Genomic DNA, 14,949 nt, shown 5'->3' with positions numbered 1-14,949 from the left:
GCGTCCGCCCGGCGTCGTCGCGCCGGCCACCGACCCGACCACCGTCGCGGACCACGTCGTCCGACGACCGACCAGCGAGGACCCTCGTGACCACCGACACCACCGCCCCCGTCGCCGTCGACGCGCAGGCCGCGCCCGCGTCGTCGGGCCGCCGCACGTTCCCGACCGACTTCCTCTGGGGCTCCGCGACCGCCGCCTACCAGATCGAGGGCGCCGCCGCCGAGGGCGGCCGCACGCCGTCCATCTGGGACACGTACTCCCACACCCCGGGCCGCACGCTCAACGGCGACACGGGCGACGTCGCGGACGACCACTACCACCGGTGGCAGGAGGACGTGCAGCACATCGCCGACCTCGGCCTCGGCGCGTACCGGTTCTCCATCTCGTGGTCGCGCGTCCAGCCGGGCGGTACCGGCCCGCTCAACCCGGAGGGCGTCGCGTTCTACTCGCGCCTCGTCGACGCGCTCCTCGAGAAGGGCGTCAAGCCCGTCGTCACGCTCTACCACTGGGACCTCCCGCAGGAGCTGGAGGACGCCGGGGGCTGGGCGAACCGCGACACCGCGTACGCCTTCGCCGAGTACGCCCGCCACATGGCGCGCGAGCTCGGGGACCGGATCGACACCTGGACGACCCTCAACGAGCCGTGGTGCTCCGCCTACCTCGGCTACGGTTCCGGCGTGCACGCGCCCGGCCGCACCGAGCCCGCCGCGGCGCTCGCGGCCGTGCACCACCTCAACCTCGCGCACGGCCTCGCCGTCCAGGCGATCCGCGACGAGCTCGGCGAGGACGCGAAGACGTCCGTCACGCTCAACCTGCACGTCATCCGGCCCGACGACCCGTCGTCGGCGGCGGACCTCGACGCGGTGCGCAAGATCGACGCGCTCGCCAACCGCGCGTTCCTCGCGCCCATGCTCGACGGCGAGTACCCCGCCGACCTGCTCGCCGACACCGCGCACGTGAGCGACTGGTCGTTCGTGCGGGAGGGCGACCTCGAGGCGGTGCGCCAGCCGCTGTCGATCCTCGGCGTCAACTACTACTCGACCGTGCGCGTGCGCCACTTCTCCGGCGAGGGCGAGCGGTCCGAGAACGACGGCCACGGCGCGTCGAGCCACAGCCCGTGGATCGGCGTCGACGACGTGGAGTTCGTCCAGCAGCCCGGCCCGTACACCGCGATGGGCTGGAACATCGAGCCCGCCGGCATGACCGAGCTGCTCGTGTCCGTGGCGACGACGTACCCGCACCAGCCGATGATGGTCACCGAGAACGGCGCCGCGTTCGCCGACGAGGTCACGGTCGACGCCGACGGGACCCCCGCGTGCACGACGACCGCCGCGTCGCCTACCTGCACGACCACGTCGACGCCGTAGGTGCCGCGATCGACGCGGGCGCCGACGTGCGCGGGTACTTCGCGTGGTCCCTGCTCGACAACTTCGAGTGGGGCTACGGGTACGAGCGCCGCTTCGGGATCATCCGCGTCGACTACGACACGCTCGAGCGCACGTGGAAGGACTCCGCGCACTGGTACCGCCGGCTCGCGACGTCGAACGCGCTCCCCACGGTCGACGAGACCGCCTGAGCCGTCTCGCCCCGACAGGCCCGCCCGGTCGTTCCGGGCGGGCCTTCGTGCGCTCGTCCCTGAGCACGGCTCCGGTCCGCGCGGGCGGCAGGCGGTCCGTCACCGAGGGGTGACCTTTGTCGCACGGGTGCGGCGCGTGGTGCGACACGCCGAAGAAGCACGACACGCCGACGAGTTCACCGATCGTCGTGTCCGGATTGGGCTGATTCGCGCGGGCGGTGGCGCATCCTCAGGAGCGCGGGTGCAGGCCGGTGGACGGGCCTCGACGGCTCCGCACAGGGTGTGGACCGACGTCGTCCCCACCCTGTGGACGGCGTCTCGCCGTCCGCGGGAAGACGCCGTTCCGGGCCGGTCGGATCGGTGGACGACGGGCTGTGGACGAGCGCTGCGGGGGAGTGTCAGAGGGGGCTGGGACCATGGATCCATGGCGCCTAGCACACCCGCCGGGGTGAAGTTCCACCACGACATCTAGTGCAGTGGCACGGTCTCGACCACTAGGTATAGTGGTTGCACACCCAGGGGGCCGGAGGCCTCCTGGCGAATCACACAGACGTAGTTCCACCGGTGTCCTTCGAGGTCAGAGATGTTTCTCCCTCCCCGAGGACCGTCCCGGACGAGAGCGCGAGACGAGGAGCCACCCCCATGAGCGTCACGGTCTACAGCAAGCCGGCCTGCGTCCAGTGCGACGCGACGTACCGCGCTCTCGACAAGAAGGGCATCGAGTACTCCGTCGTGGACATCACCCAGGACGCCGAGGCGCTCGAGCTCGTGCGCGGGCTCGGCTACCTGCAGGCTCCCGTGGTCGTCGCCGGGGACGAGCACTGGTCCGGGTTCCGCCCCGACCAGATCACCGCCCTCGCGCAGAAGGTCTCGCCGGTCGTCGCCTGACCGGCCTCCCCGTGGCGCCGCGAGGCGCCCGGAAACCCGTACGGAAGCAGGCGGAGCAGGGCAGGACGGAGGTGCGTCCCCGTGGGGTCGCTCGTGTACTTCTCCAGCGTCAGCGAGAACACGCACCGGTTCGTCCAGCGGCTCGACCTGCCGGCCCTCGGCATGGACGTCCAGCGCATCCCGCTGCGTCCGACCGAGGGCTTCCTGCGCGTCGAGGAACCGTACGTGCTCATGGTCCCGACCTACGGGGGCGGCAACGAGGGCGGTGCCGTCCCGCGCCAGGTCGTGAAGTTCCTCAACGACGTGCACAACCGGTCGTTGATCCGCGGCGTCATCGCCGCCGGCAACACCAACTTCGGCGAGGCCTACTGCATCGCCGGCGACATCATCTCCGCGAAGTGCCAGGTGCCCTACCTGTACGCCTTCGAACTCCTGGGAACAGCCGAGGACGCCGCGCGCGTCCGCGACGGATTGGGACGATTTTGGCAACGACAGTCACGGATTCCGGCGTGAGCGTGGCAGGTGGTGGCACCGTCACCGAGGTGCCGCTCGCGAGCACCCAGCTCGACTTCCACGCGCTCAACGCGATGCTCAACCTCTACGGCCCGAACGGCGAGATCCAGTTCGACAAGGACCGTGAGGCCGCGCGGCAGTACTTCCTGCAGCACGTCAACCAGAACACCGTCTTCTTCCACGACCTCGCGGAGAAGCTGGACTACCTCGTCGAGAACAAGTACTACGACCCGGCCGTCCTCGCGAAGTACGACCGCGAGTTCGTGAAGTCGCTGTTCGAGTTCGCCTACGCGAAGAAGTTCCGCTTCGAGACGTTCCTCGGCGCCTTCAAGTACTACACGTCGTACACGCTCAAGACGTTCGACGGGAAGCGCTACCTCGAGCGCTTCGAGGACCGCGTCTGCATGGTCGCGCTCGGCCTCGCCGACGGCAACGAGCGGGCCGCGCTGGACATCGTCGAGGAGGTCATCTCGGGCCGCTTCCAGCCCGCGACCCCCACGTTCCTCAACGTCGGCAAGGCGCAGCGCGGCGAGCCCGTGTCCTGCTTCCTGCTGCGCATCGAGGACAACATGGAGTCCATCGCGCGCGGCATCAACTCGGCGCTGCAGCTCTCCAAGCGCGGCGGCGGCGTCGCGCTGCTCCTGTCGAACATCCGCGAGCACGGCGCGCCCATCAAGCACATCGAGAACCAGTCGTCCGGCGTCATCCCCGTGATGAAGCTGCTCGAGGACTCGTTCTCCTACGCGAACCAGCTCGGCGCGCGCCAGGGCGCCGGTGCCGTGTACCTGCACGCGCACCACCCCGACATCATGCGGTTCCTCGACACCAAGCGCGAGAACGCGGACGAGAAGATCCGCATCAAGACGCTGTCGCTCGGCGTCGTGATCCCGGACATCACGTTCGAGCTCGCGAAGAAGAACGAGGACATGTACCTCTTCTCGCCGTACGACGTCGAGCGTGTCTACGGCAAGCCGTTCGCCGACATCTCGATCACCGAGAAGTACGACGAGATGGTCGACGACTCGCGCATCCGCAAGACGAAGATCAAGGCGCGCGACTTCTTCCAGACGATCGCCGAGCTCCAGTTCGAGTCCGGCTACCCGTACATCATGTTCGAGGACACGGTGAACAAGGCGAACCCGATCAAGGGCCGCATCACCCACTCGAACCTGTGCTCGGAGATCCTCCAGGTCTCGACGCCGTCGACGTTCAACGAGGACCTCTCGTACGACCACGTCGGCCGCGACATCTCCTGCAACCTCGGCTCGCTGAACATCGCCAAGACGATGGACTCGCCCGACTTCGCGAAGACGATCGACACCGCGATCCGCGCGCTCACCGCGGTCTCCGACCAGACGAGCATCGAGTCGGTGCCGTCGGTCAAGCGGGCCAACGAGTCCGGCCACGCGATCGGCCTCGGCCAGATGAACCTCCACGGCTACCTCGCGCGCGAGCGGATCCACTACGGGTCCGAGGAGGGCATCGACTTCACGAACATCTACTTCTACACGGTCGCCTACCACGCGATCGCGGCGTCGAACCGCCTCGCGATCGAGCGCGGGCGGGCGTTCGGCGGCTTTGAGGACTCGAAGTACGCGACGGGGGAGTACTTCGACAAGTACACCGACCGCGTGTGGGAGCCCGCGACCGAGCGCGTGCGCCGGCTCTTCGCCGACGCCGGCGTGCACATCCCGACCCAGGACGACTGGGCGGCGCTCAAGGCCTCGGTCATGGAGCACGGGATCTACAACCAGAACCTCCAGGCCGTCCCGCCGACGGGCTCGATCTCCTACATCAACAACTCGACGTCCTCGATCCACCCGGTGCCGTCGAAGATCGAGATCCGCAAGGAGGGCAAGATCGGGCGCGTCTACTACCCGGCGCCCTACCTGACGAACGACAACCTCGAGTACTACGAGGACGCGTACGAGATCGGCTACGAGAAGATCATCGACACGTACGCCGCCGCGACGCAGCACGTCGACCAGGGTCTGAGCCTCACGCTGTTCTTCAAGGACACGGTCACGACGCGCGACGTCAACCGCGCGCAGATCTACGCGTGGCGCAAGGGCATCAAGACGCTCTACTACATCCGCCTCCGTCAGATGGCCCTGGAGGGCACGGAGGTCGAGGGTTGCGTCAGCTGCATGCTGTAGTCGCCTGAGGCAGCCACCGGTTGCCTCGATGCCCGGTGCCGTCGGCCACCCTCTCGGAGAGGCGTGGCCGACGGCGCGGGGTTCGGTCCCACGAAGTCGTCCCGGTCGGTCCGGGGTCAGCAGGAGAGAAGAAGGCAGATGTCGCCCACGGGGAAGCTCAAGCTCATCGATCGCGTGAGCGCGATCAACTGGAACCGTCTCGAGGACGAGAAGGACCTCGAGGTGTGGGACCGCCTCGTCGGGAACTTCTGGCTGCCCGAGAAGGTGCCGGTGTCGAACGACATCCAGTCGTGGAACACGCTCACCGCGCAGGAGCAGGAGCTCACGATGCGCGTGTTCACCGGCCTGACGCTGCTGGACACGATCCAGGGCACGGTCGGCGCGGTGTCGCTCATCCCCGACGCGATCACGCCGCACGAGGAGGCGGTGTACACCAACATCGCGTTCATGGAGTCGGTGCACGCCAAGAGCTACTCGTCGATCTTCTCGACGCTGTGCTCCACGCGTGAGATCGACGACGCGTTCCGCTGGTCGGAGGAGAACCCGAACCTCCAGCGCAAGGCCGAGATCGTCATGGAGTACTACAAGGGCGACTCGCCGCTCAAGCGCAAGGTCGCGAGCACGCTGCTCGAGTCGTTCCTCTTCTACTCCGGCTTCTACCTGCCGATGTACTGGTCGTCGCGCGCCAAGCTGACGAACACGGCCGACCTCATCCGCCTCATCATCCGCGACGAGGCCGTGCACGGGTACTACATCGGCTACAAGTTCCAGAAGGGCCTCGAGAAGCTCTCCCCGGAGGAGCGCGACGAGCTCAAGGCGTACACGTTCGAGCTGCTCTTCGAGCTGTACGAGAACGAGGTGCAGTACACGGAGGACCTCTACGACGGCGTCGGGCTCACCGAGGACGTCAAGAAGTTCCTGCGGTACAACGCCAACAAGGCGCTCATGAACCTCGGCTACGAGGCGCTCTTCCCCAAGGACGAGACCGACGTCAACCCGGCGATCCTCTCGGCGCTCTCGCCGAACGCCGACGAGAACCACGACTTCTTCTCCGGGTCCGGCTCGTCGTACGTCATCGGCAAGGCCGTGAACACCGAGGACGACGACTGGGACTTCTGAGGTTCCCGCAGGCGGCGGCAGCCCCAGCGAGTTGACGAGAGGCCTGGAACCGCAAGCCCTGCGGTTTCGGGCCTCTCGGCGTGCAGCCTCTGCCCCTACCTTCCGAGATCGACCCGTGCGCTCGCCTCCCGTGCCGTGGCGGCGGTTGCCCTGAGATCCAGGCACGCGCGGACTGCAGGCGACCTAAACCTCGGATCGCTAAGCTCGAGGTAGCGTCGTGGCCGGTAGGGATGAGTAGTCCGCCGTCGGCAGCGCGACGGACGTAACCCGCGAACAAACTTCACCCGATGAGTCACTGGAATCTGGCCGGTCCATCTGCGTAGATTCACCTGGTTCGGATGCTCGATCTGCAGGGAGATTGATGGACAGCCCCGAGTCGCTGTTACCTGAACCGCAACCGGTGGAGGCTCACCGCGTGGGCGAAGACTCCCAAGACTCTGGGCTTGTCGGTCTGCGTGCTGCGAAGCGCTGGTTGGACCGAACGACTCGCGCCACGACCTACACAAGCCAGGATAAGCCGTTCAGGGATCTGCTGGCGTTTCGATGGCCGCATGGCGGCCGAACCTTCTCCTACGATATCGGTGGCAACTTCATTGGTGGAGGCATCGACAACCAGACTTTCCTTGGCGAAGTCAAGAAATATAAGAATGAATCAGACCTACCTGCCCATTTTCGCGACTTTATGGTGAAGTCCTACGTTGCGTACAAGGAAGCGCCCAGTCGCTGTGATCATTTTCTCTGGATCTCCTGGGCCCCGTTCCAAGCGCAGACGTGGGACAAGCACTGCACCTATGAACGAGTCATCGCGTCGCTGTGTCACCCATCAAACATCGTCCGAGGGCTCGGAGTCCAGCCTGGTGAGGACGTTTCTGAGGCGATTGATCACGAGGCCGCACAAATTGTAGCGAGCCGCATTTGGCTACTCACACTCTCAGATCGTCAAGACGACCTTAACCTCCTAGATGCGCACTACAAGGAGATCATCGGGATGATCGCTCTCGAGGAGGGCCGCCGATGAGAACGCTTCTTGACGACGCAATCCAACGTGCGGCCCAGGTGTCACGTTCTGACGAGCGAGCTGCCGCAATAAAACGTGCCGTCGCTGAATCGATCGCCAGAATCGACCGCACCGCGGAGCCGCGCTTTACTGAGCATTTCAATCACACATGGATTCCCGATATCGTTCTAGAGTGGCCGCGCGAAAAGCGCGCGCGATTCGTCTATCTGCGTAGCGCGCCCTTGCTGACCTGGTGGAGGGAGGACCTTCGCGACCTCGAACGCCGCCAGGCAATGATGGTAGCCGTCGACGATGCGGGCATCGGCGGCTTGCTAGCCGACGTAGCACAGGCGCGTCGGTCGTCGCGTGAGGCGGACACCTGGATTACGAATGCCAGCGGGCTGGGTACGCTCGACGCACTCGCGACAGGCCCTGATTTCTCCGCCCCGGCAAAATTGGTGTCGTCGGCATTGCTAAAAGGCGGCCGGGGCGTTGCTGGATCGGATGATGTCAACGCGCTCATAAACCGGGCGGGCTCCACCTTCTACCATGCCTCGGCCCTCGATCGCGAAGAAACCCGTGAGGGCCTCGCAACTCTTGACGCGAATCTCAACATCGAACAGGCGGGTCGATTTTCTCGTGTCTTGCGAGCGATTTGGGAAGGTAATGGTGGCGACGGAATCCAGTTTCCGTCCGCCCGCTCACTCGGGCCACTGACGGCCGAAGACCTCCAGTATCTCGTGGACACAATTGATCGCGCGGATGGAGAATTCTGGCGGAGCGTAGGGCGTCAGTTAACCACCTCTCAACTCGCGTCACTTTCGGTCGACACCACGCGCCCATCCTTCCAGCTCTTGGTCGGCAGCAACTTGGATCGCCTTACGGCGAAGGCGCTCGGAGTGCTCGTCTCAGGCGGACTCGACCTTGAGGTGCCGCAGTGGGGTCTTGCCGACGGGCAGCTTACATTGAGCGTGGACGGTCATGTTTTCGTTTTCGCGGCCCTGAGGCGCGACGAGCTGATCACTAGAGAGCAGGGTGAACCGGTTGCGCTGTCGGATCTGCGCGAGAGGCTAGAAAGGGCAGATGCGGTTGCCGAGCAGGTGGATCTCGTGCGTCGTGACAAAGCTTCGGCAAAGTTTGAGGTGGGCGAATCGGGAGATCTGTTGAGCGATGAACGGCTCACCGATGCGGTGTCCGCGTTCGGCTCTGACCGCGTCCGCTCCGTCGGTCTTCGGGTTCCGGGATCTGGATCGATCAACGTCGACATGCTTCATCAGATCGCGACTGCTCCGACAAGTTCTCTGCACCCTCTCGACCGTCTGGTTCGAGCTGTAGTCCCGTTGTTCGCCCGCGGCACCGACATCAGGACCTTTGTGGGAAGAGTTCGGAGTGCCGCGCGTGACTTGCCGACTGATGACGGCGCCCTCTTCTAGGTTCGAGCCTCGGCTTGCCTTGAGCAAGTCCCCTGATCTCGTCCCCGGCCGCCGCCCGCTGGGTGACGGCCCTGCGCCGGGCCGGGTCAGTCGTTCGGCCGGGACTGTGCGCCCTCGACGGGCGGGTCGGCCGACCACGGGAACGTGATCCAGAGGTCGGTGTCCTTCCACGAGTAGTCCGGCTGGATGATCGTGCGCGGCTTCGTGTAGAGCACCGCGGAGCGGGCCTCGGCCCCGTGGGTGCTCAGCATGTCCATGACCAGGGCGAGCGTCCGGCCCGAGTCGGCGACGTCGTCGACCACGAGCACGTGCGCGCCCGGCAGGTCGGACGTGTCCATGAGGGGCGGCAGCACGCGCGGGTCGGTCAGGGTCTGGCCGATGTCGGTGTAGAACTCGACGTTGAGCGTCCCGACGCCCTTGGTCCCGAGCGCGTACGCGACCGCGCCGCCGGGCAGCAGACCGCCGCGGGCGACCGCGACGACGACCTCGGGGCGGAACCCGCTCGCGACGACCTGCTCGGCGAGCTCGCGCGCGGCGACGCCGAAGGTCTCCCACGTGAGGACCTCGCGCTCGGGCGGGGCGGCCGCGGGGGGCGTGGGGGCGTCGTCGGGCACGGGTGGGACCGAGGTCGTGGAGGCGTCCGTCATGCGTCGAGCCTACGACCCGCCCACGCCCCGCCCGACACGCCCCCGGACGCACGGAGGGCCGCACCCCGAGCGGGGTGCGGCCCTCCGTGACGCGGCGTCGGCTCAGTAGGCCGCGAGGATGTCCACGACGAAGACGAGCGTCTCGCCCGCGAGCTCGTTCGTGTTCGTGTCGCTCTTCTCGCCGTAGCCGAGCGACGGCGGGATGACGAGGAGCACCTGGCTCCCGACGGTCTGGCCGGAGAGGCCCTGGGTCCAGCCGGCGACGACGCCGCTCAGCGGGAAGGTGGAGGGCTCACCACGGTCCCACGACGAGTCGAACTGCTCGCCGTCGAGCTTCCAGCCCGTGTAGTGCGCGATGACCGTCTGGTCCTCGGTGACCTCGGGGCCGCTGCCCTTGATGAGCGGCTGCACGACGAGCTCGGTCGGCGCGGTGTAGCCCTCGGGGATCTCGACGGACGGCTTGCCCGTGTCGTCGAGCGTGACGACGGGCAGCCCCTCGGCCGGGGTCACGGCCTCGCCCTCGGCGCGGTCCGGCACGTCGGCGGGGTCCGGCGCGACCGGGGCGTCCCGGACCTCGGTGACCTCGGCGACGGTGAGGACGGCGCTTCCGTCCTGCCCCGGTGCGGCGAACAGGAAGCGCGTGCCGACCTTCTTGCCGACCAGCGCCTCGAGCAGCTGCGGGTACACCTGGTCGTCGAGGACGATCTGCTGCGCCGAGTCGTCCTCCCACGTGGAGCCGAGCTTGGACGCGTCCGTGCCGGAGTACGCGGCCTGGTGCAGCGTCACCTCCTGGCCCTTCGCGATCTCGTCGCCGTCGCCGTCCCCGAGCGAGAGCGCGACCGGGCCCGAGACCTCGAGCGGGGCCTCGAACTCGACGGTCGGCTCGCTGCCGGGGTCGCCCGTGACCGTCACGGCCTCGAGCGCCGCGACGTCCTCGGGCGACGACGTCGCGCCGTCGGAGGCGGACGGGCTCGCCGACGTCTCGTCGTCGGAACCGCCGCCCTCCGACGAACAGCCGGAGAGGACGAGGGCGGCGCCCAGGGTGAGCGCGGCGACGCCGCGCAGGGTGCGGTGCTTCACGAGGAGGGTCCTTCGGTCGGGGGGACGGCGGGGCCGTCGGGTCTGGGCCGCACCCGCACGACGGCGGTCGTCGGCGCCCGGGGACGGGCCACCTCGCGGTCGGACGCCGGGTGCAGCACCGGCCCGGACACTCTAGCGGTCGCGGCTGGACGCCCGCTGGGAGTCGTGGGCCCGGTGCTCTGCCGCTCCGCGGGCCGGTGCCGCCCGACGCTCCGTGGTCCGGCGAGCGCCCCGCGAGGAGGTCCCCGGCGGTGCCGCGGGGGAGAATGGGCCCATGCCGTCCCGTCGACCGTCCCGCAAGCGACCCTGGGGCGCGGAGCCCGCGCCCCTCGACCTGGACCGCGCCCTCGGCGGTGCGCGCCGGGAGTCGGGAGCCGACGGCGAGTGGCAGGTCCGCACGGTGCGCGGCGGTGCGAAGACCTACCTCTGCCCGGGCTGCCAGCAGGAGATCCCGCCCGGCACCGGGCACGTCGTGGCGTGGCAGGACGACTCCTTCTTCGGGGCCGAGACCGCGCTCGACCACCGTCGCCACTGGCACAGGTCGTGCTGGGAGGCGCGCGACCGCCGTCGGCCGCGGTAGACGCACTAGGCTCGGGACGATGAGCACCGCACCCGAGACCGCGCCCGATCCCGCCCGAGCCTCGACGGAGCCGACCCCCATCCGGTCGCTCAGCGTCCTGCCCGCGCGGCGCGAGGACGTCGAGCTGCACACCGCGGACGGCCTCACGCTCGTCGGCGAGCTGGCGCTCCCCGCGGACCGGGACCCGGTCGCGACCCTCGTCACGCTGCACCCCCTGCCGACGCACGGCGGGTACATGGACTCCCACGTCTACCGGAAGGCGGCGTGGCGTCTGCCGGCGCTCGCGGACCTCGCCGTGCTGCGGTTCAACACGCGCGGCACGTCGTCCCCGCGCGGGACGAGCGAGGGCGCGTTCGACGGCGGCGAGGCCGAGCGCTTCGACGTCGCGGCGGCGATCGAGTTCGCCGAGTTCCACGACCTCCCGAACCGGTGGCTCGTCGGGTGGTCGTTCGGCACGGAGCTCGCCCTCAAGCACGGCGCGGACCCGGCGGTGGAGGGCGCGATCCTGCTCTCGCCCCCGCTGCACCGCGCGACGGACGACGACCTCGACCGCTGGGACGCGTTCGGCAAGCCGCTGGTGGTCCTCGTGCCCGAGCTCGACGACTACCTGCGCCCCGACGAGGCGCGCCGACGCTTCGCGCGCGTGCGGAACGCCGAGGTGATCGGCGTCGAGGGCGCGAAGCACCTGTGGGTGGGGGAGTCGTCCGTGCGGCGCGTGCTCGACGAGATCGTGGGGCACGTGCGTCCCGGTTTCCCGCTCCCGCTGCCGACCACGTGGGACGGCGAGGCCGGCGCGACCGCGGACCGCGACACGGCCGACTCGGACCAGGCGAGCTACGACGCGAGCCGGTCCGACGGCGTCGTCGACTGACCCACCGCCGCGGCGCGCGGCCGCGCGCACCCGACCGACCCCAGGAGGACCACGTGACGACGGCACCGCTCGAGACCTTCACGCTGCGCGAGGGGTACGGGACACCGCTCGTGCTGCTGCACGGCTTCCCGCTCGACCACCGGATGTGGGCGGACGTCGCGGAGGCCCTGCCGGGCGAGCCCACCGTCGTCGCGGTCGATTTCCCCGGACTGGGCGCGAGCCCGCTGGGGGGCGAGCCGCCGTCGATCGAGGCGGCGGCCGACGCGACCGCGGACGCGCTCGTCGCGGCGGGGATCACGCGCGCGGTCGTCGCGGGCATGTCGATGGGCGGCTATGTGGCCCTCGCGCTCGCAGAGCGCCGGCCGGAGCTGGTCGCGGGGCTCGGGCTGGTGGACACCAAGTCCACCGCGGACTCCGACGACGCGCGCGCGAACCGCCTGCGCATCGCCGACGAGGCGGAGAGCACGCAGACCGTGGAGCCGGTCCTCGGCATGCCGGGGGTGCTCCTCGGCGAGACGAGCAAGGCTGCCCGCCCGCACCTGACCGCGCGGCTCGAGGAGTGGATCCGCGCGCAGCGGCCCGACGGCGTCGCGTGGTCGCAGCGGGCGATGGCGGCCCGCCCCGACCGCACGTCCGTCCTCGCGGGCTTCGCGGGGCCGGTCGCGGTGGTCGTGGGCGAGGAGGACCAGGTCACGCCGGTGGCGGAGGCGGAGCACATGGTCGCCGCGGCGCCGACCGCGCAGCTCGTGCAGGTGACGGGCGCGGGCCACATGAGCGCGGTCGAGGACCCCGCCGCGGTGGCCGACGCGCTCGCGGACCTCCTGGCGCGGGCGACCGTCTGAACCGCTGACCGCGGGTCAGCGCCCGTCGAGCACGAGCGCGAGCGCGTCGGCGAGGTCGATGGACTCGCCGTCCCGGCCGCCCTTGCCCAGCACGAGCGGCGGGTCGGACGGTTCGACCGCGACCCCTCGCAGGCGCGCGCGCACGCCGCCGGGCACCGAGAGCACGTAGAACTCGCCGTCCTCGCCGACGGCGACGCTCTGGTTGCGGCGCAGGTACCACCCGCGGAGCGGGGTGCGGAACGTCGCGGTGCCGTCGAACGCGCGGGCGCGGAGCGGCTCGGGAGCGAGACCCCGGTCGCGCGCCCGCGCGACGAAGTCGGCGAGCAGGGCCCGGGCCGCGTCGCTCTCGCGGGCGCGCTGCCGGTCGAGCTCGCGCTGCTGGTGCGCGGCGGCCTCGGTCCGCTGCCGACGCCAGTCGTCCGCAGCGGACCCCGAGGGACCCGACTCGCCCGCGGTGGCCGGCACGGCGTCAGGCCGAGGCGGGGGCGTCGGGCTTCGCGTCGGCCGTCTTCGTGCCGCCCGACTTCGGGCCGGCCTGCTTGGTGTCGGTCGGCTTCGTGTCGGCGGGCCGGGCGTCGGCGGACGCCGCGGAGCCGCCCTTCGCCGGTGCCTCGACCGTCCCGACCCGCTGCCCGGACTCCTCCGGGACGACCGGGAACTCGGCCGTCATGAGCGTCGCGGCGCGCGCCTGCTGGGCGGGCGTCCCCGCGGGCACCGCCTTCTTCGCGGGGGCCTTGGTGGCCTCGTTCTCGCTGCCGAGGAGACCACGGAGCTCGTCGAGGTAGGTGTTGATCGAGTCGTGCTGGCGCGTGAGGTCCTCGAGCTGGCGCTGGGCGACGTTGCGCTGCTGCTCGGCCTCGGCCTTCGCGTCGCTCACCGTCTGGTCGGCGAACGCCCGGGCCTCGGCGACGACCTGGTCGGCGTTCCGGCGCGCCGTCGACAGGAGGTCCTTCACGTACGCGTCGGACTCGCTGCGGACCTTCTCCGCCTGCTGGAGCGCGTGGGCGACACGCTTCTCCGCCTCCGCGGCGTGCTCCTCGGCCGTCGCGACGAGCTTCTCCGTCTCCGCCTTGGCGGCGGCGTGGCGCTCGGCGTTCTCGCGCTCCGCCTCCTCGCGGCGACGCACGACCTCGAGCTCGGCGTCCGCGAGGGCGGTGCGGGCCTGGTCGCGCAGCGTCTCCATCTCGGACGTGACGGCGTTCGCCGCCTCGGTCGCCTTGCGCTGCGCCTCGTCCACCTGGCGCTGCGCCTCGCGACGCGCGTTCTCCAGCAGCTCGGCCGACTCGCGCTCCGCGGCCTCGCGCTGCGCCGCCGTCTCCGCCGCGACGCGCGCGCGGAGCTCCGCGGCCTCGCGCTCGGTCGTGACGCGCAGCTCCGTGGTCTCGCGCTCCGCCGTCGCGCGCAGCGTGCCGAGCTCGCGCTCGAGCGACGCGCGGCGCTCGCTCTCCTCCGTCGCGAGCGCGCTGTGGATGCGCGCGGCCTCGCGCTCTGCGGAGCCGACCAGCTCCTCCGCGCGGCGCTGGGCGCTGAGCAGCGTGCCCTCGGCCTCGGACGCGCTCGTGGAGCGGATCTCCTCCGACTCCAGGCGTGCGCTGTTGAGCAGCTCGGCGACCTCGTTCTCGGCGCGGGACCGGACCTGGCCCGCCGAGAGCTTCGCGCGGGCCATGATGTCGGCCGCCTGGGCGTTGGCCTGGGACAGGATGTCCGCCGACTGCTCCTCCGCCGAGCGCAGGAGCTGCTCGATGCGGGACCCGAGCCCCGCGTACGACGGCCGGTCCGCCTCGCGGAGCTGGCGCTGGGCGTCGTTGAGCTCGCTCGTGAGCTGCATGGCGCGGGCGTCCGCCGCCTCGACGCGCGCCCGCGCGTCCTCCACGGCCTTCTCCAGCCTCGCGAGCTGGGCCTCGACCTGGACGCGGTCGTACCCGCGCATCGTGATGGGGAAGAGCGTGCGCTCGTCGGACACGTCGATGACCTCCGGTGCTGAGTCGTCGCGGCTTCCGCCGCCGGTCGGCGTCCCCTCCCGGGGAGGGAGGGCGCGGCGGTCGTGCCACGGCCCCGCCGTGCTCCGACCAGGATACGGGGATCACGCTGTCCTGAATACCCGGATTGGTGGGGGTGAGACGATGGTCGCAGTGCTGCGCGCGCGGTCCTCCCTCGCGGGAACGGCGGCCCTCTCGGCCGCCGGGCACGACGTTCCCTGGGAGCGGTGAGACCGTCCCGGGAGGGGCACGTGAACGGTTCGTGAGG

The 14,949-nt window shown here is 69.9% G+C and carries 13 protein-coding genes and 1 pseudogene; 10 read left to right on the top strand and 4 right to left on the bottom strand.

Annotated elements, in window-relative coordinates; translation table 11 throughout:
* The first annotated feature begins 203 nt into the window (after positions 1–203).
* The 7 genes and pseudogenes from BJP59_RS11825 (at position 204) to BJP59_RS11795 (ending at position 8,682) form a co-directional block, all read left to right on the top strand.
* A pseudogene (locus BJP59_RS11825) lies at positions 204–1,576 on the top strand (GH1 family beta-glucosidase).
* Between the two features lie 642 nt (positions 1,577–2,218).
* A complete protein-coding gene (gene nrdH, locus BJP59_RS11820) occupies positions 2,219–2,464 on the top strand; it encodes a glutaredoxin-like protein NrdH (protein ID WP_021480849.1) in 246 nt (81 codons plus the stop codon).
* Between the two features lie 81 nt (positions 2,465–2,545).
* Positions 2,546–2,977, top strand: coding sequence for a class Ib ribonucleoside-diphosphate reductase assembly flavoprotein NrdI (gene nrdI / locus BJP59_RS11815; protein WP_021480850.1), 432 nt, complete (start codon positions 2,546–2,548; stop codon positions 2,975–2,977).
* Entirely contained in the window at positions 2,974–5,133 is a 2,160-nt protein-coding gene (gene nrdE / locus BJP59_RS11810; RefSeq protein WP_442861509.1) for a class 1b ribonucleoside-diphosphate reductase subunit alpha, read from the top strand. The genes nrdI and nrdE overlap by 4 nt, the downstream gene beginning before the upstream one ends.
* Positions 5,134–5,271: 138 nt before the next feature.
* On the top strand, positions 5,272–6,252 hold the full coding sequence (gene nrdF, locus BJP59_RS11805) for a class 1b ribonucleoside-diphosphate reductase subunit beta (protein WP_021480852.1): 981 nt from the start codon (positions 5,272–5,274) through the stop codon (positions 6,250–6,252).
* Between the two features lie 361 nt (positions 6,253–6,613).
* Positions 6,614–7,270: a hypothetical protein gene (locus BJP59_RS11800; protein ID WP_194521014.1), complete on the top strand. Its 657-nt coding sequence runs from the start codon at positions 6,614–6,616 to the stop codon at positions 7,268–7,270.
* Positions 7,267–8,682 (top strand): hypothetical protein, encoded by a 1,416-nt coding sequence (locus BJP59_RS11795; protein ID WP_194521013.1) that lies wholly within the window; start codon positions 7,267–7,269, stop codon positions 8,680–8,682. Before BJP59_RS11800 ends, BJP59_RS11795 begins: the two co-directional genes overlap by 4 nt.
* An 86-nt stretch (positions 8,683–8,768) precedes the next feature.
* On the opposite strand, the gene BJP59_RS11790 is transcribed toward BJP59_RS11795, so the two are convergent.
* Together BJP59_RS11790 and BJP59_RS11785 are read right to left on the bottom strand one after the other, a co-directional pair.
* On the bottom strand, positions 8,769–9,329 hold the full coding sequence (locus BJP59_RS11790; protein WP_082774712.1) for a phosphoribosyltransferase: 561 nt from the start codon (positions 9,327–9,329) through the stop codon (positions 8,769–8,771).
* A 102-nt stretch (positions 9,330–9,431) separates the two neighbouring features.
* Complete coding sequence (locus BJP59_RS11785; RefSeq protein WP_034653526.1) at positions 9,432–10,409, bottom strand: FKBP-type peptidyl-prolyl cis-trans isomerase; 978 nt, start codon at positions 10,407–10,409, stop codon at positions 9,432–9,434.
* A 274-nt stretch (positions 10,410–10,683) separates the two neighbouring features.
* On the opposite strand from BJP59_RS11785, the gene BJP59_RS11780 reads away from it, so the two are divergent.
* From BJP59_RS11780 to BJP59_RS11770, 3 genes are read left to right on the top strand one after another with little or no spacing between them, the layout of a single operon-like run.
* Positions 10,684–10,989: a hypothetical protein gene (locus tag BJP59_RS11780; protein WP_034653528.1), complete on the top strand. Its 306-nt coding sequence runs from the start codon at positions 10,684–10,686 to the stop codon at positions 10,987–10,989.
* Positions 10,990–11,008: 19 nt separating this feature from the next.
* A complete protein-coding gene (locus BJP59_RS11775) occupies positions 11,009–11,860 on the top strand; it encodes an alpha/beta hydrolase (RefSeq protein ID WP_228485021.1) in 852 nt (283 codons plus the stop codon).
* A gap of 53 nt (positions 11,861–11,913) precedes the next feature.
* A complete protein-coding gene (locus tag BJP59_RS11770; RefSeq protein ID WP_194521012.1) occupies positions 11,914–12,702 on the top strand; it encodes an alpha/beta fold hydrolase in 789 nt (262 codons plus the stop codon).
* 15 nt (positions 12,703–12,717) lie between these two features.
* Here the strand turns inward: BJP59_RS11770 and BJP59_RS11765 are convergent, their stop codons facing one another.
* Entirely contained in the window at positions 12,718–13,167 is a 450-nt protein-coding gene (locus BJP59_RS11765; protein ID WP_194521011.1) for a hypothetical protein, read from the bottom strand.
* A gap of 4 nt (positions 13,168–13,171) precedes the next feature.
* Complete coding sequence (locus BJP59_RS11760; RefSeq protein WP_228485020.1) at positions 13,172–14,665, bottom strand: hypothetical protein; 1,494 nt, start codon at positions 14,663–14,665, stop codon at positions 13,172–13,174.
* Positions 14,666–14,949 lie beyond the last annotated feature (284 nt).

Origin of the sequence: Cellulosimicrobium sp. JZ28, from assembly GCF_015327065.1 — a bacterium.
In the GTDB taxonomy this organism is placed as follows: domain Bacteria; phylum Actinomycetota; class Actinomycetes; order Actinomycetales; family Cellulomonadaceae; genus Cellulosimicrobium; species Cellulosimicrobium funkei.
This window is presented reverse-complemented; position numbering and strand designations above follow the sequence as displayed.